At 49.8% G+C, this 18923-nt stretch carries 16 protein-coding genes; 14 read left to right on the top strand and 2 right to left on the bottom strand.

Translation table 11 applies throughout. From position 1 onward, the window contains the following. Positions 1-148: 148 nt before the first annotated feature. The 5 genes from OCU49_RS10240 (at position 149) to OCU49_RS10220 (ending at position 7184) form a co-directional block, all read left to right on the top strand. Positions 149-1690, top strand: coding sequence for a lipopolysaccharide biosynthesis protein (locus OCU49_RS10240; RefSeq protein ID WP_261844884.1), 1542 nt, complete (start codon positions 149-151; stop codon positions 1688-1690). A gap of 2 nt (positions 1691-1692) precedes the next feature. Continuing rightward, positions 1693-3081, top strand: a complete 1389-nt coding sequence (locus tag OCU49_RS10235; RefSeq protein WP_261844883.1) for an O-antigen ligase family protein — start codon at positions 1693-1695, stop codon at positions 3079-3081. A 227-nt stretch (positions 3082-3308) separates the two neighbouring features. Then, positions 3309-5114 carry a glutamine--fructose-6-phosphate transaminase (isomerizing) gene (glmS, locus tag OCU49_RS10230; RefSeq protein WP_261844882.1) on the top strand — a complete coding sequence of 602 codons (1806 nt, stop codon included), beginning with the start codon at positions 3309-3311 and terminating at the stop codon, positions 5112-5114. 73 nt (positions 5115-5187) lie between these two features. Then, positions 5188-6009: an acyltransferase gene (locus OCU49_RS10225; RefSeq protein ID WP_261844881.1), complete on the top strand. Its 822-nt coding sequence runs from the start codon at positions 5188-5190 to the stop codon at positions 6007-6009. Further along, positions 6006-7184 carry a glycosyltransferase gene (locus OCU49_RS10220; protein WP_261844880.1) on the top strand — a complete coding sequence of 393 codons (1179 nt, stop codon included), beginning with the start codon at positions 6006-6008 and terminating at the stop codon, positions 7182-7184. The genes OCU49_RS10225 and OCU49_RS10220 overlap by 4 nt, the downstream gene beginning before the upstream one ends. A 91-nt stretch (positions 7185-7275) precedes the next feature. Here the strand turns inward: OCU49_RS10220 and OCU49_RS10215 are convergent, their stop codons facing one another. Beyond that, the gene (locus OCU49_RS10215) at positions 7276-7599 is read right to left on the bottom strand and encodes a hypothetical protein (RefSeq protein WP_261844879.1); all 324 of its coding nucleotides are present in this window, start codon (positions 7597-7599) and stop codon (positions 7276-7278) included. Between the two features lie 382 nt (positions 7600-7981). On the opposite strand from OCU49_RS10215, the gene OCU49_RS10210 reads away from it, so the two are divergent. The 9 genes from OCU49_RS10210 to OCU49_RS10170 all read left to right on the top strand — a co-directional run bounded on the left by OCU49_RS10210 (position 7982) and on the right by OCU49_RS10170 (position 17193). Beyond that, on the top strand, positions 7982-8458 hold the full coding sequence (locus tag OCU49_RS10210) for a hypothetical protein (protein ID WP_261844878.1): 477 nt from the start codon (positions 7982-7984) through the stop codon (positions 8456-8458). A gap of 28 nt (positions 8459-8486) precedes the next feature. Further along, positions 8487-9995 (top strand): GumC family protein, encoded by a 1509-nt coding sequence (locus OCU49_RS10205; protein WP_261844877.1) that lies wholly within the window; start codon positions 8487-8489, stop codon positions 9993-9995. 29 nt (positions 9996-10024) lie between these two features. After that, positions 10025-11128 (top strand): glycosyltransferase, encoded by a 1104-nt coding sequence (locus OCU49_RS10200; protein ID WP_261844876.1) that lies wholly within the window; start codon positions 10025-10027, stop codon positions 11126-11128. Next, positions 11125-12324: a glycosyltransferase family 2 protein gene (locus OCU49_RS10195; RefSeq protein WP_261844875.1), complete on the top strand. Its 1200-nt coding sequence runs from the start codon at positions 11125-11127 to the stop codon at positions 12322-12324. The genes OCU49_RS10200 and OCU49_RS10195 overlap by 4 nt, the downstream gene beginning before the upstream one ends. Positions 12325-12367: 43 nt before the next feature. After that, a complete protein-coding gene (locus tag OCU49_RS10190; RefSeq protein WP_261844874.1) occupies positions 12368-13090 on the top strand; it encodes a sugar transferase in 723 nt (240 codons plus the stop codon). A 302-nt stretch (positions 13091-13392) separates the two neighbouring features. Further along, a complete protein-coding gene (locus OCU49_RS10185; protein ID WP_261844873.1) occupies positions 13393-13707 on the top strand; it encodes an STAS domain-containing protein in 315 nt (104 codons plus the stop codon). A 28-nt stretch (positions 13708-13735) separates the two neighbouring features. After that, entirely contained in the window at positions 13736-14281 is a 546-nt protein-coding gene (locus OCU49_RS10180) for a hypothetical protein (RefSeq protein WP_261844872.1), read from the top strand. After that, positions 14278-16395: an SLBB domain-containing protein gene (locus tag OCU49_RS10175; protein WP_261844871.1), complete on the top strand. Its 2118-nt coding sequence runs from the start codon at positions 14278-14280 to the stop codon at positions 16393-16395. The genes OCU49_RS10180 and OCU49_RS10175 overlap by 4 nt, the downstream gene beginning before the upstream one ends. A gap of 81 nt (positions 16396-16476) precedes the next feature. Continuing rightward, positions 16477-17193: a CpsD/CapB family tyrosine-protein kinase gene (locus tag OCU49_RS10170; protein ID WP_261844870.1), complete on the top strand. Its 717-nt coding sequence runs from the start codon at positions 16477-16479 to the stop codon at positions 17191-17193. Positions 17194-17218: 25 nt separating this feature from the next. Here OCU49_RS10170 and OCU49_RS10165 read toward each other — a convergent pair whose 3' ends face one another. Next, the gene (locus OCU49_RS10165; protein WP_261844869.1) at positions 17219-18844 is read right to left on the bottom strand and encodes a response regulator; all 1626 of its coding nucleotides are present in this window, start codon (positions 18842-18844) and stop codon (positions 17219-17221) included. Positions 18845-18923 lie beyond the last annotated feature (79 nt).

Below are 18923 nucleotides of genomic sequence, written 5' to 3'. Positions count from 1 at the left end.
AAATGCGAAAAATCTATGTACACACTTACCTAAATCTAAGCCTTACATTACATAAAACATATAACCAATTGATTTAATTGAAGATAGTAACAATGGCCTGATTATAGCTTTATACACTGCATAACAGATATCACGGAGGGTCAGCATCATGTCCAGTGGATTACATACTTCAGGCGAGCATAGACGAAATCCTTTAGTTCAGCGTTTTAACCGCTTACCTCAGGCTCTGCAATACAGCCTGATTTACGCCGCAGCACTGGGACTATCAAAAGGTCTGGCATTAGTGATGGTACCAGTAGCAACGCATTATCTGACACCTGCTGACTATGGCCGTCTGGATGTCCTGCAAACTCTGGCAGACCTGCTAAGTATTCTGATCGGCATGGGTCTGGCTGAAACGCTTTACCGTTATGCGGGCAGTGCTGACAGCGCGGAAGAACGTAAAGCGGCAGCTGCAAATATATTTGGCATGGCACTCTGCCTGGGCGCTTTTGCTTTGATACTTGGTCAGTTACTTGCCGGACCGATTACCCGGTTATTGCCAGGCGGAATCAATGAAACTGAAACCCGTTTAATTCTGTTCAGCCTGGCCTTATGCGGCACAATTCTGGTACCACTGGCCTGGTTACGTATGCAGAACTTTGCCTGGCTTTATCTTGCAGGTACCGCCGGCAGAGTAGCACTTCAGGTTGCTATCAGCGTGTTGTTACTAACACTGGGATTCGGCGTAACAGGTGTACTTTGCGCAACCCTGATTTCAGCAGTTTTGCTGGCAGCCTATCTGATCAGGAAGCAATATCAGGACACCGGCATCCGTTTTGATTTCACCCGTTTTCGCAGCTATTCAATCTACGGCGGGCCGCTGATATTTGTCGGTATTGCCGGCTTTATTCTGGGCAGTTTCGACCGCTGGATTCTTGCAGACAGTATAGGCACGGCAAAAATGGCTGAATATGCACTGGCAGCTAAATTCGGCCTGATTACTGCAGTACTGATTCAGCCTTTTGATCTCTGGTGGCATGCCCGTCGCTTCAGCCGTCTTAAAGAAGCCAACGGCTCAGAAGCCTGCGCCCGCTTCGCCAGCATAGGTATCGTCATTGCACTATTTGCTGCACTCTTCATTACCGCAGTTGGCCCAATGCTGATACGGCTTATGACCCCTACCAGTTATCATGGTGCCATTGCTTACATTCCGTGGCTTGCGGCTCTGGCAGCCGTTCACAACATAACAGCTACCCTTAACTTTGGAGCAATGACACAACGCAGTACCTGGCGCCCTGCTGCTGTTGACTGCAGCGCTGCCGCATTAGCGCTGACCGGTTACCTGTTGCTTATTCCGCTGTATCAGGCCTGGGGAGCGATTATAGCCACCAGCCTGGCCCTGATCAGCCGTTGTCTGGTTACTCTGTATATAAGCCAGCGAATCCTGCCATTACCTTACCCATTACGCCGATTGCTGTTACTGGCCGGAATCAGCTTGCTGTTCATCAGCCTGATGCCCCAGCAACCATTAAGCTGGTCGAACCTGGCTGTATATCCACTACTGTTTGGTGGCTTTACAGTGGCAGTTATCATCAGTGGCCTGATTCCTCTAAGCCTGCTGCCGCTCAACTTGCTTCCTGTAAAGCTGAAAGGCCCGTTACAAACGCTGTTACAAAAACTTTCCCTGCCCGTTAATCCAGGTAAATAGTTATGCTGCCGATTAACCAGCGTCGTACTCAGATTATTCTGGCAGGCAGTTTTCTTCTACTGATCGCACTGGTCTGGGTTAAAGTTCCGAGCCCACTGATTGCTGCTATCGCCCTGCTGCCAGCTTGTCTGGCGGCAGGCTTACAAATGCCATTTTTACTCTGTCTGGCCTTTATTGCCTTTTCATTCTTTCGGCTGCATGAGGTATTTCCCGCCTTGTATCCACTGCATATCCCACAGCTGCTGGCACTGGGTACTCTTGGATCGCTGGCAGTGAACATGCTGACCAAACGCATCAACATGTTCTGGAGCCGGGAATTATCAGTATTCTGTTTCTTCCTGGTACTGGTGATAATTGGTTGCTTACTCGCAACTAACCGCAGCGCAGCCATGAGCAGCCTGACCGGCACCTATATCAAAATTGCTGCGATGGTATTTGCGATCAGTTGGTTGCTGCGCCACAGCCGCCAGTTTTTCTGGCTATTACTGACCATGATTGTTTGCGGGATCAGTGTCGCTATCGTTGCTCTGCGCAATAAACATATGGGGCTGGAATTGGTAGAAGGAACCCGGGTAACCATTGGCCGCAGTATTGGCTCAATGCTGGGAGACCCCAACGACCTGTCTCTGGTGCTGCTATTTCCAGCCAGCTTTGCTCTGGCCATGCTGTTAACACCTGGGTTCGGCAAGCTTTGGAAATTACTCGGTATGATCTGCTTTGTATTAGTCGCTTGTGCAGTCATCGCCACCCAAAGTCGCGGCGGTTTATTGGGAATCTGCGCTGTAAGCGGCATTTATGCCTGGCACCGGGTAGAAAACAAAGTCCTGCTGATAAGCCTTGGAGGAGCTGCTCTGATGGTGCTCTTTGTGCTGGCAGGTATAACCGACCGGGCCTCCGGTGGCGCCCACGAAGAAGGTATCGATGAATCAGCAATGGGCCGGGTTTACGCCTGGCAAGCGGCTATTGGCATGGCGCTGCACCACCCGTTAACCGGTGTTGGCCTGAATAACTTTATATCAAACTACTTCGATTACAGCCCCCACTGGGACGGTAAGAACCATGCGGTACACAGTACCTGGTTTGGCGTGCTCGCCGAAACCGGCCTACTGGGTTTTACTGTATTCATTGCCATCATTATCGCCGTTGCCCGAATCAGCAGTCGCTGCCTCAAAAGCTTTGCACCCAAAACCGATATCACCGACAGCAAGAAAACAGCCCCATATGATCCGGTGTTGTTTGCCTGTGCTCAATCGGTACAGGCCGGACTGGCTGGATTCTGTGTGTCAGGTACATTCCTGACCATGGGCTTTACCTGGCCGCTATACATTATGCTGGCACTCGCAGTGGCCTTATCACAATATCAGAACCGTCAGGCGTCCAGGCATACCTAAGCGCTTCGACTGTTTGTATTATTTTATTCCCGATAACACTTATATAAACACCCTTTTCAGGGAAAGGTTTTCTTCGCCTCGCAAAACAATTCTCAAAATGCGACAACAGCTAATCAAGCATTCATTACCCTTCCAACAAAACAACATAACCCATTGATTTAAAACAAATACAAGAAATGGCACGGCTTCTGCAATAACAAATACATTCGTTATGAAGGAGAATTATCATGTGCGGAATTGTCGGATCTATCAGTCATTCAAACGTCGTCCCCGAACTACTGGACGGCCTGAGCAACATTGAATACCGCGGCTATGATTCAGCCGGCATTTCTGTGCTCACACCAGGCGGTATTTCAACCGTAAAACAAACCGGTAAGTTGCAGGCACTGCGTGACCTGTTAACCCAGCAATTACTGAGTGGCAACGCTGGTATCGGCCATACGCGCTGGGCAACCCATGGCGAACCTAACACCCGCAACGCCCATCCTCATACTAATGATCATGTGGCCGTTGTACATAATGGCATTATTGAAAACCACCATGAATTACGTCAGTGGTTAACGGCTGAAGGCTTTGTATTTCAAAGCCAGACAGATACAGAAGTTATTCCCCACCTGATCAGCTATTACTACCGCCGCTGCAATGATCCTGACCAGTCACTGAACCAGGCACTGGAGCGTTTACAGGGTGCCTTTGCTTTAGGTGTTTTATTCAATGATGACCCGGATCACATATACGCTGCACGCCGGGGTAGCCCTCTGGTGTTAGGTTGCGGCGACACAGAAATGAGCCTGGGATCAGATACCATGGCACTGGGTAACGGTGCATCGCAGGTTATCTATCTGGAAGAAGGTGATCAGGCGCGTTTAAGCCAGCAGCACATTGAGTTGGTAGATGCTTTTGGCCGCAGTGTTAACCGCAAACGGGTTGATAATGACATCGACCACGAACATTCCGGTAAGCAGAACCACAGTTTCTACATGCATAAAGAAATCCACGAACAGCCTGATACAGTCGCCCGTACTCTGGTGCATAGCTATCATCTCAAAGATCAACTGGCACTGGATTTCATGGAAATTGACCGTCTCAGCATTATTGCCTGTGGTACTTCTTACTATGCCGCTATGGTTGCCAAATACTGGTTTGAACAGCTCGCGGCCCTGCCAGTAGATATCGATGTAGCATCAGAGTTTCGCTATCGTTCACCACTGATGAGCAACAAAGGCCTGGCGGTATTCATCTCGCAATCCGGTGAGACCGCAGACACTCTGGCTGCTCTGAAGTACGCCCGTAGCAGCAATCAGAAAACTCTGGCGATTGTAAATGTTGCCGCCAGCAGCATTGCCCGGGAAGCAGATATGTCGGTACAGACGCAGGCAGGTCCTGAGATCGGCGTCGCCTCGACCAAAGCTTTCACCGCTCAGTTAAGTGTTTTGGGTAGCCTGGCCATACAGGCCGCACAGCAACGTCGCCAGTTTTCTGCAGAAATGGCCCGCGCAGCTTTTACTACTCTGGCAAGCGTGCCACAGAAACTGGAACAAATTCTGAGTATGGAAAGCCAGTTCGAAGCCATCGGTAACAGCCTCGCGGATGTCCGGGATGCCTATTTTATTGGCCGCGGCAGTAGCTTCCCGATTGCGATGGAAGGCGCGCTGAAGCTAAAAGAAATCAGCTATATCCACGCCGAAGGCTTTGGTGCCGGTGAGCTTAAACACGGCCCTATTGCCCTGATTGAAGCTGGCGTGCCAGTGTTCGTTATTGCGCCGAATAATGATCTGTTAGAAAAGACCCTGTCGAATATGCAGGAAGTAGTCGCCAGAGGCGGCCGCTGTATTTTATTAGGCGACAAACACAGCCTTAAAGCCTGTAGTAGTGATCAGATCGAAACCATTGAGATGCCCGAATCTGACCCCTTTACCTGTCCGTTACTCTACGTCGCTGCCCTTCAGCTGATTGCCTATTACGCCGCGCTGGCGAAAGGCACGGATGTTGATCAGCCACGCAACCTTGCTAAATCCGTCACCGTGGAATAACCACTGCCAGTTAACCCGCCGGAATCTGCTTACCAAAGTGAAGCTGTCCGGCAGCAACCTCAAAGGTGATGCTATGAACAGTCTGCATAACTTAAAGCGTTGGGTTAAAACAACTCAACATCCTCTGGGTATGAGTGTACGTGCTCTGCATACCGGCTGGCGTGAGTTTGAAATTCCAGCACTTTATCCGGTTTATAAACCTTTACGTTTGTTGCACCAGGCAGTCAGCCAGCTGTGCAGCGAAACCGCCCGGATTATGTACTGGACGCCGATGTTTCGTACCCGCTTACGTCATGGCCCACAAGGCTTAGGCAACCAGTTATATCTGTTTGGTGGCATGCCGTTGGTACAGGGGAATCTGATCATGGAAATGGGTCGCAATTGCCGGCTCAGTGGCCAGACCACCTTTAGCGGTCGCTGGCGTACTCAGGAAACACCCATGCTGATTATCGGCAATAACGTTGGTATCTCCTGGCAAACCACTATTGCTGTTGGCAGCAAAGTCATTCTGGGAGACAACGTTCGTATGGGCGGCCGTTGTTTTCTCGCGGGGTATCCCGGTCATCCGGTTGATCCTGAAGCCCGAGCCAAAGGCTTGCCTGATACTGATGATCAGGTCGGTGACATCATTCTCGAAAAAGATGTCTGGTTAGGCTCCGGCGTCACCGTCATGAAAGGCGTCACAATAGGTGCCGGTACGATCGTAGCCACTGGCAGTGTCGTCACCCATGACTTGCCAGCCGGTGTAATAGCGGCTGGCATGCCCGCTAAAGTAATCAAGCCAATTAACAGTGCCGAACTGGCTGGCGCAACACAGCAGGCAGAACTGAATAAGAAACCTGCTGACAAGGAAAACCACTGTGTAAGCGCACTGACAGAGGAGGACGTCGCATGAATATTGATATGTTAGTGTTTGGTGAAGACTGGGGCGAGCATCCAAGCAGCACTCAGCACCTGATCACCCAGCTGTTGCCTGAGCAGCAAATACTCTGGATCAATTCACTGGGCTTGCGCCGCCCGCGTCTGAACAGTGCCGATTTGCGTCGAGCCTGGCATAAAATCAGTAAAATGATCAGCCAGCAAAAGCAAAACGAAGCACTGGGCCGTGCCTCTGATCAGTCAATGAATCCGTTGTCGAATCAGTTACAGATCCTTAATCCGAGGGCAATCTCCTGGCCTGGTAATCCACTGGCCCGCAGCCTCAGCAGTCAGCTTCTGAAACGACAGATACTGCCACTTTTAAATGCATCCGCTAATCAGTCACAGAAGGCGAAATCCCCACTGTTATGGACTTCACTGCCATCGGCAGTGGATGTAGTGGGTAAGCTTAACGAGCGGGCTTGCGTCTACTATTGCTGCGATGATTTTTCAGCACTGGATGGTGTTGATCATGGTCCTGTCAGCCGTATGGAACAGGAGCTGGCGCAGAAAAGCCAGCTGATCATCACGGCCAGTTCAAAGCTGGCGGCTAAATTCCCTGACCATAAGACCTGGTTGTTACCACATGGTGTCGATACCAGTTTATTCAGCAGCCCCGCACCTCGTGCTGATGATCTGCCCAGTGACGGACCGGTCGCCGGGTTTTACGGGTCTCTGGCAGGCTGGTTTGATCAGCGGCTCTTCACCTTATTGGCGAAGCTCTTACCTCACTGGACCTTTGTATTAATAGGCCCTGCAAAAACAGATATCAGCGCCCTTTTGGAACAGCCCAATATCCGTTGGCTAGGTAGCAAACCTCATCATGAGTTGCCCCGTTATAGTCAGCACTGGGACGTGAGTTTACTGCCCTTTCTGCAGAACCCTCAGATCAAGGCCTGTAATCCACTTAAGTTGCGGGAGTATCTGGCCGCTGGTAGTCCGATTGTTAGCACAGACTTCCCGGCTCTGGACGGCTATCGTGACCTGGTGAAGGTAAGTCATTCTGCAGCAGGCTTTGCCGAGGAACTGGAAGCCATCTACAGAAACCGTCAGAACCTTAAAGCTATACGGACAATTCGTCAGCAACGGGTAGAAAAAGAAAGCTGGCAACAGCGTGGTAAAGAACTAAAAAGCCTGCTGGATGAACTGTAAACACGCACAGAAGTTTGAGCCTGGTTTTCTGTTACTGGTTCAGTGTTTCTGGCATACGGATACGGGCTTAAAGCTGTGAAATTATGGTTTTTTAGTTTCCGGCCAGACTATGCTCTGTAGCGATGACAGCCAGCAGATCGACCTGATCACTTATCCGGACAAACAAATCGTATTGACGTTTGTCCGGTAAGTGCTGATGTTCACAGCCACAGGGACAATCCTGGTCGTATTTTTCGATAATCAACGCAATCTGCCGAACCACCTGAGAGGCCTGATGATCATACTCACTAAGCTTAAACGCCATAAAATGAAGTCTGTCTGTGAGCATACTGAAATGTGAAATCTCTTTAGCCCTGTTTAACAAACCGATAATCTCGACGCAGGTAAGATATATCTCAGTAGATACACTCGTCATCGCACACTCCCTGTGCTTTCCGAACAGACTAGCAATTACCTGTCCGGTCACGTTGTTTTCAAATATCCGTTTGAATTATAGACGGATACCTCTAAACCGCGAAAAAACTATCGTCTTCTATTCGCATTATGCGAATTATTATGAGACTACATCGCTAATTTCCACATTTCCGAAAAGTCAGCAGCACTTCATCAAAACCATCAATCAGGCTACAACCCCCACCAAACGAGGTTTCTAGCCCTTTCACTCCCGCTTTGGCGCGCTTCTTGCGAATACTTAAGCAGTGTTACATCAGTGATCTCATACAAGCTCTTCAGAAACACTTGTTACTGCAACCTGAAACAGCACTTAAGCAAAGAGATATAAGGGAAGGAAAAGGATTATGAACAGTCATCCACATTCAATTCGTACAACGACCCTCGGCATGATCTGTAGTTCACTGTTGCTGGCCGGCTGTAGCTCTAATCAAATGACGCCACAGGCCATTCTTAATCAGGGTGGCGATAACCAGCAAGTCGGCGCCATCAGTATCTCAGAGCTGCTTAGCAATGCCCGCCTGCAAAATGGTTCTGCTAACAAGGATGATCAGCCCGAGCAAATTACCCTGACGTTCTCTGCCAATCAGATGAAGCTGTCTGAGCAGCAAGCTCAGCAGTTAAATGCCTATGCCAACCAATACAGCGTTAAACCTGTTTATCTGAAATGCGCCCCTTCAGATGTCAGCGACAGTTTTACTGCCATGGCACAAGGCATGAAACGTTGCATCCATGTTTCACAGTTCTTAACACGTCGTGCTCTGAAGGCTGAAGTACATATGCAGCCGCAATTAGTACACAACCAAATTCTGGTTACTCAGTAATCCGATCATCGGAATAAGGTGAATAATTATGCTTCGCAGCACATTGATTCGTAACATCGCCAGCCTGCTTTGGGCCGGATGGCGACGCCGTTACCTGATCATGTTACCAATACTGGTGATGCCAGTACTTGGTGCTGTGGTTGGCGTTATCTCACCAAAGAAATACACCACCTCGACCACAATCCTGTTCCAGGAAGCCGCACAACATAACCCCTTTCTGGAAGATCTTTCCATTGCAACCAACCTGAAAGGCCGCATAGAAGCGCTTAATGCTCTGCTACACAGCCGTCACATTCTGGCCGGTGTTGCATGGCAGATGAAACTGCTTAACGAAGATATGGATGAGCAGGAAAAAGCGACTGTTATTGGCGAGCTGTCTAAGTCACTTAAGTGCAGTCTGGTGGGCGATAATCTAATCAAAATCATCTACTCCGCCGAAGACAAAAGCACCATGAAAGAAACACTGTCTATGGTCAGCATGCATTTTGTTGAACGGGTACTGGCACCACAGCGTTCTTCTATCGCCCAGTCTGAAACCTTTTTGGCCAAAGAGCTGGAGCAGCGCAGTAAAGATCTGATCACCGCTGAAACAGCGTTGGCAGAATACAAAAACCGCTTTGCCAGCGAACTGCCAACATTACATTCAGCTAACGTGGCGCGTTTATCGGCACTTAAAGCGCTGGTTGCTGAACGCCGTATAGAACTGGATGGTGCTAAAGCGGCTCAGGCCAGCCTGGCAATCCGCCTGTCACAAACCAACCCTGTGGTGGGAAAAATAGAAGAAGCCATTGTCAATGTCATGGCTGAGCTAACCCAACTACGGGCCCGCTATACCGACAATCACAGCAAGGTACAAAGTGTACTGGCACATCTGAAAGCTCTGGAAAAAGAGCGCAACCGGGTAGTTTCTGCCACACAACGTCTGGATACCAAAAGTCTGGACCGGGAGCAGTTAGAACGTTTATGGGCTCTGGCTACATCTAACGGTCAGGATGCCGGCCCTCATACACCACACATGCTTCTGGTATCGCAGCTTGAACGCTTACAAAAGGCCGATGACCATATTCAACGCCTGGAGAAAGAAGTCTCTTCTCTGACCCAGGAAATCACCAACCTGCAAAACCGGGTAAATGAGTTCGGTCAGCATGAACGCCGACTCAACGAACTGAACCGTAATATCCAGGTACGTCAGAAGGTTTACCACGATCTGGCTGAACGCTACGAACTGGCACAGATTACTGGCTCCCTGGGTAAAAACGAAGAAAACGAGCGGGTAAAACTGATTGACCCGCCTTACGAACCACTGGCTCCCAGTAACCTGCCTCTGATCGCATTTATTATTGCTGGCCTGTTTGGCGGTATCGGTCTGGGCTTTGGGCTAGCTACTGTGGTTGAACTGCTGGATACCAGCATCCGCCGCCGCGACACACTCAGTGAAATGCTCGCCGTGCCGGTTCTGGCCCGTATTCCGGTTCAGCCTGCAAAAAACCATACAGATAACTCTACAGACAAACTGTTCAGCCAGTCCGGTTCATAAAAACCGGCACCGGCAAGGAGGATAGCAACATGCGTCAGGTAATTATTCAACTGGTACAACACCTGCGTCCCGGCGGTATCGAAACTATGGCACTTGATCTGTTAAGCCATATCGGCTCTCTCGATACAAACAGTGAAACCCACATCGTTAGCCTGGAAGGCACCGCAGAGCAGGCACTGAATGCATGGCCGCGGCTCAAGCCTTACCGCCAGAAGCTGCACTTCCTCAATAAGCCTGCCGGCCTGCGTCCGGATGCCATTATTGCTTTATCAGGCCTGCTTAAACAGTTACAGGCAACTGCCATTCATACCCACCATATAGGCCCGTTACTCTATGGTGGTACGGCTGCAAAGCTAGCCGGAATCAAAGTTCACGTCCATACAGAGCATGATGCCTGGCACCTGAATGCCAGCGCCAACCGACGTTTACAGCGCATGCTGATTGCCATACTTAAACCAACCTTAGTAGCTGACTGTGATGCGGTTGCCGATGTGCTGACACGCTACTTTCCGCGCAGCAATCCTCAGGTGATTCTGAACGGTATCGACACCCGTAAATTCACCCCCGTGCATCCGGATGAACAGTGTCTGATGAAAGCCAAACTTAAGTTGCCTCAGTACGGCACCCTGATTGGCTGCGCCGCCCGGCTCGAGACTGTTAAAGGCCACCACTTTTTGCTTGAAGCATTAAGCCGTCTGCATCCCCGTTTTATTCTGGCACTGGCCGGCGACGGCAGCCTGCGGGAAGAACTGCAGGCAACAGCGGAACGTCTTGGAATCAATAACCGGGTTCACTTTCTGGGTGCCCTTGATGACATGCCAGCTTTCTACCGGGCAATTGATATCTTCTGTCTGCCATCACTCAACGAAGGCTTACCTCTTTCACCACTGGAAGCTCAGGCAAGCGGTGTTCCAGTAGTAATTACCGACGTTGGTGGTTGTCGCAGCATTGTCTGTAAAAATAGCGGCGAACTGGTCGAACCGGGCAATGCTTCCGCACTTGAACGGGGCCTTATCAATTGTCAGCATCGTAGTAGTCAGTTTACCCCACGGAAATTCGTGCTGAAGAATGCCAACCTGGATAACACCGCCCAGGCTTACTTTTCTTTGCTGCAGTTAGGAGGTGCGTCATGAACACTCTGACACTTAACTTGCTATCCAGCCTGTTACTCATGTTTTGGGCGGTGATTGTGTATCACCATCTGATTTACCCAATGTTACTTAGTCGACTCGGTCGCCAGTCAGACAATGACTCAACTACTGGAGCAATACAGCCTATGCCAGGCGTGAAGCGACTGACAATCAGTCTGGTCATTCCTGCATATAACGAAGCAGACGTTATTGCCGATAAAATCCGCAACGTTGCCAGTCTGGATTATCCTGCAGACAAGCTGCAACTTATCATCGCCTGTGATGGCTGCAGTGATGACACAGCAGAGATTGCCCGCAAAACGGCTCAGGAGCCTGAATGCCGCCAACTACAGGTACATATCGAAGACTTTAAAGAAAATCGCGGTAAAGTTGCTGTACTTAACGACATTATTGGCCAACTGGATAGCAACATTGTTGCCCTGAGTGATGCATCAGCGCTCATTTCTATCGACGCATTATTACAGGCTTGTGATGCTTTTCAGGATGCCGATACCGGCTTTGTTGCTGCTACTTATAAGCTGCTAAACCCTGGCAGCAAAGGTGAAGCAGATTACTGGCTGTATCAAACACGCATTAAGTGCAACGAAGCTAACCTGGGCAGCCCAATTGGTGTACACGGTGCTCTGTACTTCTTCCGACGTCAGCTGTTCACACCACTGGCTGCCGACACCATCAACGATGATTTCATCTTACCTATGCAGATGGTAATGGCAGGCTATAAAGGTGTTTACCTGCAAGATATTGTTGCCCTTGAGCTCGAACAGGCCAGCCTGCAGATGGATGAAAAACGCCGTGTACGTATCGCCGCAGGCAACCTGCAGCAACTGCTACGTTTAATCAAATTAACCCTGCCCCGTTACAAGGGTACTGCCTTCACTTTTGTATCTGGCAAAGCTCTACGCGCACTGATGCCTGCAATTCTGTTTTTACAATGGTTGCTGTGTTGCCTGCTCGCCGGCGAATCACAAATCCTCTTAGCCCTTAGCATTCTGCAGCCACTGGGATTCACCTGTGCAGCTCTGAGCAAGTGTCTGCCTGCGAGGTTAATACCGGGCAAAATCCAAACAATTTTTTATCTGGCGAACGGTTACCGCGCCAGCTTCATCGGCATGATTCGTTATTGCTGCGGCCTTGAGCGCGGTTGTTGGAAATCTGTCAGCAAAGATAGCAGCCAGTAAATATTCATAATTGGGCGGCAAAATCTGCCCGGGGAGAATTATCATGAACATGACTACTCATACAGCTATTCATACAAATACAGCGTTTAACAAAAACGCTATTAAACAAAAAACAGTTTCACAACACGAACTCAACAATTACGTCCCTAAAAGCGTGCAGATTGCTAAGCGTGCAATGGATATCGGCATTGCAGCCACAGGCTTACTGGCCTGTGCTGTTTTGCTGCCTTTAATTGCGCTGGCCATTCGGATTAACTCACCCGGCCCGGTGATCTTCCGTCAGCTACGCATTGGTCATGCCGAAGCTAACTTCACTCATCTGTTCTGGATGTATAAATTCCGCACCATGCGGGTAGATGCTGAAGCAGGTAGCGGTGCAGTCTGGGCAACCGAGGGTGATCCACGGGTAACCCACTTAGGCCGCTTTCTGCGTAAAACCCGTCTTGATGAACTGCCACAACTGTTCAACGTGTTACGCGGTGATATGTCACTGATTGGCCCTCGTCCGGAACGTCCAGGTTTCTACCAAAAGCTGGAAACCGCTATTCCATTTTTTGCTGAACGTACTTTCGGTTTAAAGCCCGGCATTACTGGTCTTGCTCAGGTTAACCAGGGTTATGACCGCGACATTGAAGATGTGCGTTCAAAAGTTGGTTACGACCATGCATATGCGCTGAGCCTGAGTGGTTTTTTCAACTGGCTGAGTACTGATCTGCGTATCATGGTACAGACTGTTGTAGTAATGGTGTGTGGCCGGGGCCAGTAATTAACCTTACGCATTCAGCGCTTTTTCTTTCCCGCTTATTACGTCCAACATAAGCAGCCCGGTAACTATCGGCCGGGCAGCTTTTCTCCTCACAGCATGCACTAGAGAGCTCCCCTGAAAATAACAGGAGGCACTCTCATCATGCTCTCTAATACTGCCTCGCAAAATGCGAATAACCTCGTAAAAAAACAATGACGCCAAGCACGTCTATAAACTTTCCCTTTAAAATCAATCACATTAACAGCTGGCATGGCCTTTGCTCTTATTCAGGTAAGCGACAAAACCTTTTAGGAGAAAGCGCCATGATGACTTCAGCCATTACTAACCAGATGCTTTGCATCAACCTCAGCGGTGACTTCGACGCCTTGGCAGTTGAAGAACTACGTAATGAATTCGACAGTTTGTCTGAGCAACAACAGGACATTGTCATTGATATGCAGAACGTTGAGTTTATCGACTCCTCTGGTATCGGTGCCATCGTATTCCTGTTCAAACGCCTGCGAAGTCAGGATCTGCACATGTCGATTACCGGCGTACACGGGCAGCCACTGGAGTTAATGCGTTACCTGCGCATCGACAAGTGCATCAGTCTGTTTGAACCACAGACTGAAAGCTAAAACCTGGTAGAAAAAGAGGAGACGGACAATGCGCAATTTAGCCACCATAAAATCATTCTCTGCCTTGCTGCTGTCAGGCAGCATGCTGCTCAGTAGTGGTTGTTTCTATATGGTGGAACGGGGTCAGGGTGGCGTTGCTGAACGCTATACCCAACCAGAAAATTATCTGACCCCTGGTATGCATCCTCAGACTGAAAGCTGGCCTGTTAGCCAGGAGAGTAAGGAAAAGCAACGTTACATGTTCCGGTTAGGCCGCTGCCAGGCACTCAAACAAGTGCATCACCAGCAAGGGCTTACCGTTACTTATCCGCACTTTTATCAGCACATTAACTTGCTACTTACCCGAAGCCTTCGGTTACATGTGGCCGGTTATTATCAGCAAGCCAACGATGCAATGAACAGTGTTGAGTTCCTGCTAAAGCAAGCTGATAAAGACGTTTTCACCGACATGCAGCCGGTTAATCATGGCTCATTAGCCCCTCACCCTCTGAGCCCAGACAAGAGCCCCCAACTGATTCCAATCAGGGACAGCGGTACTACCGCCCGCTCCAATGATCAGGAGATTATCCTATGAAACATTTATTCATCATGCTGCTGGCACTCATTACTTTGCTAACGGTTCTCAACACTCAGGCAAATACAGCACAACTGCGCCCCGGTGATTTAGTTCAGATCAAATTCCCCGGCGAAAGCAGCTTCGATCAACCGTTTCAACTGGATCATCAGGGCAGCATTAACTTGCCGGAAACCGGCCCAATGCAGCTTAAAGACAAAACCATTGATGAAGCACGGGAGCTAATCAAAACCACGCTCGCCGTTATCTACCGTGATCTGGACAATCTTGATCTGATTCTCATGGAGCGTCGCCTCAGTGTTATCGTGCTGGGCTATGTTAAAACTCCAGGTCCGGTCGATCTGCCATTACGTTCCAATGTGCAAATGGCCATTAATCATGCAGGTGGCCTGGCACAGGGTGCTCAACTGGATAAACTACAAATCCGCCGTAACGGTGAGATCATCAAGTTTGATTACAAACATTATCTGGACAGCGGTGACCTGAATGTTCTGCCAAAGCTTCAGCCTATGGATACCATTTTTGTACCTGCGTCACCTTTAATTGGTAACGTTCAGGTTGAATTTGATGCCCGTACACTGACCGCTTCCGGTGATGCAGGTGAAGGCGACACAGCCGTAAAAGTATTTGGTGAGGTTCACCGCCCGGGTACATTTGCGTTTAAAGGTACACCTTCTGTTATGGATATGATCATGCGGGCTGGCGGTGTGACCCGTTATGCCGGTATCGAACAAATCCGTGTAATCCATAACGGCCAGCCATTCCCTTTTAATATGCGCGAGTACCTTGATACCGGTAATCAGGAACTGCTTCCTGAAATTCGACAGGGTGACACTATCTTTATCCCTCAGGCATCTGATCAGGTCCAGGGCGGCGCCCGCACTGTGTATGTCATGGGTGAGGTATTCAAACCCGGTGCCATGGAAATGAAAGAAGAAAGCAGCTTCTACGACCTGCTGGCCACAGCTGGCGGCCCTACCCGTTTTGCTGAAACCCGTCAGATTCATATTCTGCGTGCTGATGGCGGTGTAGAACCTTTCGACCTGCAAGGTTATATCGACGGTCAGTCACGTGGTCAGATCCCAACTATTAATCCGGGCGATGCCATTCTGGTACCAGAAAAATCCGATATGAACGAAAAAAGCTGGTTAGACATTCATCCTAACCGTGCCATTCGCATTATCGGTGCCGTTAACCGTCCTGGTCGTTACGAATGGGCGCCTGAAATGACCTTGATGGATCTTATCGCCCATGCCGGCGGCCCACTGGCCGGTGCCGATACTGCTCACCTGCAGGTACTGACCTCCAGCCATGAAAAAGGTAAGCGTCATATTACTGAGTCAATCCCGTTCGATCTGAAGCGCTTTCTTGATAAAGGTGGTGATATTCGTCAGATTCCACGCATTCATGCTGGCGATACAGTGGTCGTACCTGAGCTGCCTAAAGACCCTAACGACAACCGCTCCCAGTGGGTCCGTCAGTCCAGCGAGCGCTCTATTTATATCTTTGGTCAGGTAGGCGCACCAGGTCGTTACGCCTTCAACGATGAGCTTAACTTTCTAGATATTCTCTCTGCAGCGCAGGGTCCAACTACCCGTGCTGATCTGTCTAACGTACGCATTACCCATCGTGGTAGCGGTGACGATGAAGTCACGCACCTGAACCTGCATAACTATTTCCATACCGGTGACGAAACTATGCTGCCAGTCGTCAGCACTGAGGATGTGATCTTTATCCCTGAACGTGACCGTGCATGGTTAGAAAAGCCAAAAGAAACTGTGATTCGGGTACTGGGTGCAGTACAGCGCCCAGGCCGTTACAGCTTCGACAGCAACATGACCATTCTCGATCTGTTAGCTGAAGCCGGTGGCCCTCAAAACAACGCTCTGCAAGATCGCATCATGGTGGTAAACCGGGTTGACGGTGAAGCGCACTCCCGCCTGTTCGATCTGGTCGAGTTCGCTAAAACAGGTGACTACAGCAAACTACCAGTACTGCAAGCCGGAGACACCCTGTATGTACCCGGCAAAGAACAGAGCAGCTGGTACCGCTTTGTCAGCACTCTGCAGGAATCAATTACCGTCGTTTCATTTGCCAAACTGCTGGGGCTGTAGCACAGGAACAAGAACTATAACCATAAGTTAAAGCGCCGCAGACGTACCCTGTAAGACGCACCGGATAAAAGGAATCAGACCATGCATCAGTTACATACATCGCCTTCTATAGATGCTATCTACAATCAGTTGATCCGTAACCGGACATCACTGCTGGCCATTGCCAGCCCCAGCCCGGAAAGTGGTAATTCACTGCTTAGCCTGGCACTGGCACAGCGGATGGCGCAGGCTGAAAAGCGCGTCCTGTTAATCGAATTCAATAGCGAAACCCCCAGCCTGCACTGGCATACCGGTACGAAACAAATCAGTTGGCTGCCCTGTGATAACAGCTGGCAGGATGCCATGCAAAAAACCGGTTGCCCCGGGCTGATGGTGCTGACCGCTCCACTGCATGACCAGACTCACCCGGACAACATTGAGTTTCGAAATACTGAAGTACTTTGCAGCTTTTTCGGCCAGGCGCTGGATCAGTTCGATATCATCATCTGCGACAGCCCACCCCTGCTACATTCCAATGACGGTGCCATCTGTGGCGTTACCATCGCTTCAGTTTGTGAAACCTGCATACTCAATGTTGTCACCCACGTAACAACCGAAAGCCAGATAGATGAAGCCCAGAACGTGCTTAAGCAAGCCAATATTCCACTTTGTGGCGCCGTGATGAATGACCGCTATTCACCCGGTCTGCGGGAAGAAATGCTAAGAGAAATACGCCGTTTAGATAAATGGCTACCACGCATTGCTAACTATCTGCGCAAAAAAGTAGAAGCCTCCGATCTGATCAATCAGCCTCTCTGATCAGTGCATCAGGCTTATGATGCATTTATGTGCGTGTTAGCAAAATCAGCGTTATATCATCTGCCTGTGCATCAGCAGGCAACTGCTGAATCAGGAAGTCTGCCGCCTGGGGTAATGGCATCGCCATACTGGCTTTAATCTGCTGGATAAATGCCGCTGGCAATGGCTCTGCCGCATCCAGTACACCATCGGAATAAATCAGTAAGCGCTCTGAATCTTGCAAGACCAAAGCATATTCTGAATACGCCACCTCACTGCTCTCCTGCAAGCTGCTCTCCTGCAAGCTGTTCTCCTGCAGACTGCTTTCCTGCAAGCTTTCTTGCTGCAAGTCCCCTTCCTGCAAAATAAGACCTGGCAACGGTCCGTCGATGTCCAACTGCTGTACAGAGTCATTTTCAGCTGAGCAGAGTAAAGGCCGTGGCTGACCAGCATTAGCGATACGCAACTGCCCTGCTTTATCCAGTTGCACCACCATCAGTGTCGCCAGCGTTTCTGCCAGTACCGGGTCACCGCTAAAGCCTCTGCTAACCAGTGTCAGTAATTCTGCGGGAGACGGCTGACAGGCCTTCCCGTCCAGTTGTTTAGAAGATCGACCAATAGAAGGCTGACCGGCAGCTGCACATAAGCCACGCAAATACCCCGCCAACGCATACACATAGCCTTTAGCAGTAATGCCATGCCCCATCAGATCCGCAAAAATTACCAACTGATCCCGTAACAGCACCATATCGCCGCCGCCGGCTTCCGGCACTCGGCTACGCAATGCAACCTGATAGTCACCAATTTCACGGGGTAAAGAAGGCTGTAAGCCAAGAGTAATCTTCTGATCCAACTCAGCCTGTAGCTGTTCTGTCAGATGACGACGTCGCATCAGAGTTCGCTGTACACTGATCAGTAGTTTGTCTTTAGCAACAGGTTTAGCCAGAAAGTCATCTATAGGGCGCTGTAATGCCTGGTTGATTACCGCTTCATCCTGACAGCCGGAAAGGTAAATAAATGCAGTACCAGCCACATCCGGTATATGCCGCATACGATCGAATAACACAGGGCCATCGGAACCCGGCATGCTAATGTCACAAATCACCAGTTCAGGTCGGTTCTGTAAAATCAGCTCATAACCAGTGTTAACATCTTCCGCTTCCAGCACCCTGTAATCCGGCTGTAAATACGCCCGGACAACCGCCCTATACACCGGATCATCATCCACCACCAACAAAGTTGGTCGTGGCTGGCAGCGCTGTTGCTTCACCAACATCAGATTACGGGCATCATCCCGGTAACAGGCAGGCACATAACAAAGGTCATCAAAATTAGCCGCCAGCAACTTCAGACCCATGCCGTTTTCAGCCGCCTGCAGTGGGGAACTATCCTGTAACTGCTGGCTAAAATTAATGAAACTGCCGCCATCGTCCAGCAACTCGAGCTGATCGTAGAATTCATCCTGACAAAAACGCAAAGTCGCGACGCTTGGTCTGGGTTGCGGATAGCGGGTAAGATTGACCACCAGTTCACTGCAGGCCAGCAGGAAATACTGCACATTTGCCACGGACTGACCTTCCGGCAGGTTCTCCAACAACTCCGCCAGCTGATTACGCAAATCCCGGGCAGCACTCAAAGCTGGCTGAAACTCCCATTCTGCAAGTACCTGCATATCACCTCCTTTTGCATGACAACGGTCGCGGAATATACCACTCAAAACTACTCATTCCGGTCAGCAGAAACTCCATAAC

Source organism: Aliamphritea ceti (assembly GCF_024347215.1).
Taxonomy (GTDB): Bacteria; Pseudomonadota; Gammaproteobacteria; order Pseudomonadales; family Balneatricaceae; genus Amphritea; species Amphritea ceti.
The sequence above is the reverse complement of the archived record's forward strand: the minus strand, read 5'-3'. Positions and strand labels throughout refer to the sequence as shown.

What these genes read in the sequence shown, in the direction of transcription:
- OCU49_RS10210 (WP_261844878.1), top strand. Translation starts at nt 7,982, where the DNA reads ATGAACAGTCATCCACATTCAATTCGTACAACGACCCTCGGCATGATC.
- OCU49_RS10220 (WP_261844880.1), top strand. Translation starts at nt 6,006, where the DNA reads ATGAATATTGATATGTTAGTGTTTGGTGAAGACTGGGGCGAGCATCCA.
- OCU49_RS10165 (WP_261844869.1), bottom strand. Translation starts at nt 18,844, where the DNA reads ATGCAGGTACTTGCAGAATGGGAGTTTCAGCCAGCTTTGAGTGCTGCC.
- OCU49_RS10185 (WP_261844873.1), top strand. Translation starts at nt 13,393, where the DNA reads ATGATGACTTCAGCCATTACTAACCAGATGCTTTGCATCAACCTCAGC.
- OCU49_RS10200 (WP_261844876.1), top strand. Translation starts at nt 10,025, where the DNA reads ATGCGTCAGGTAATTATTCAACTGGTACAACACCTGCGTCCCGGCGGT.
- OCU49_RS10190 (WP_261844874.1), top strand. Translation starts at nt 12,368, where the DNA reads ATGAACATGACTACTCATACAGCTATTCATACAAATACAGCGTTTAAC.
- OCU49_RS10215 (WP_261844879.1), bottom strand. Translation starts at nt 7,599, where the DNA reads ATGACGAGTGTATCTACTGAGATATATCTTACCTGCGTCGAGATTATC.
- OCU49_RS10180 (WP_261844872.1), top strand. Translation starts at nt 13,736, where the DNA reads ATGCGCAATTTAGCCACCATAAAATCATTCTCTGCCTTGCTGCTGTCA.
- OCU49_RS10205 (WP_261844877.1), top strand. Translation starts at nt 8,487, where the DNA reads ATGCTTCGCAGCACATTGATTCGTAACATCGCCAGCCTGCTTTGGGCC.
- OCU49_RS10195 (WP_261844875.1), top strand. Translation starts at nt 11,125, where the DNA reads ATGAACACTCTGACACTTAACTTGCTATCCAGCCTGTTACTCATGTTT.
- OCU49_RS10240 (WP_261844884.1), top strand. Translation starts at nt 149, where the DNA reads ATGTCCAGTGGATTACATACTTCAGGCGAGCATAGACGAAATCCTTTA.
- OCU49_RS10235 (WP_261844883.1), top strand. Translation starts at nt 1,693, where the DNA reads ATGCTGCCGATTAACCAGCGTCGTACTCAGATTATTCTGGCAGGCAGT.
- glmS (WP_261844882.1), top strand. Translation starts at nt 3,309, where the DNA reads ATGTGCGGAATTGTCGGATCTATCAGTCATTCAAACGTCGTCCCCGAA.
- OCU49_RS10175 (WP_261844871.1), top strand. Translation starts at nt 14,278, where the DNA reads ATGAAACATTTATTCATCATGCTGCTGGCACTCATTACTTTGCTAACG.
- OCU49_RS10170 (WP_261844870.1), top strand. Translation starts at nt 16,477, where the DNA reads ATGCATCAGTTACATACATCGCCTTCTATAGATGCTATCTACAATCAG.
- OCU49_RS10225 (WP_261844881.1), top strand. Translation starts at nt 5,188, where the DNA reads ATGAACAGTCTGCATAACTTAAAGCGTTGGGTTAAAACAACTCAACAT.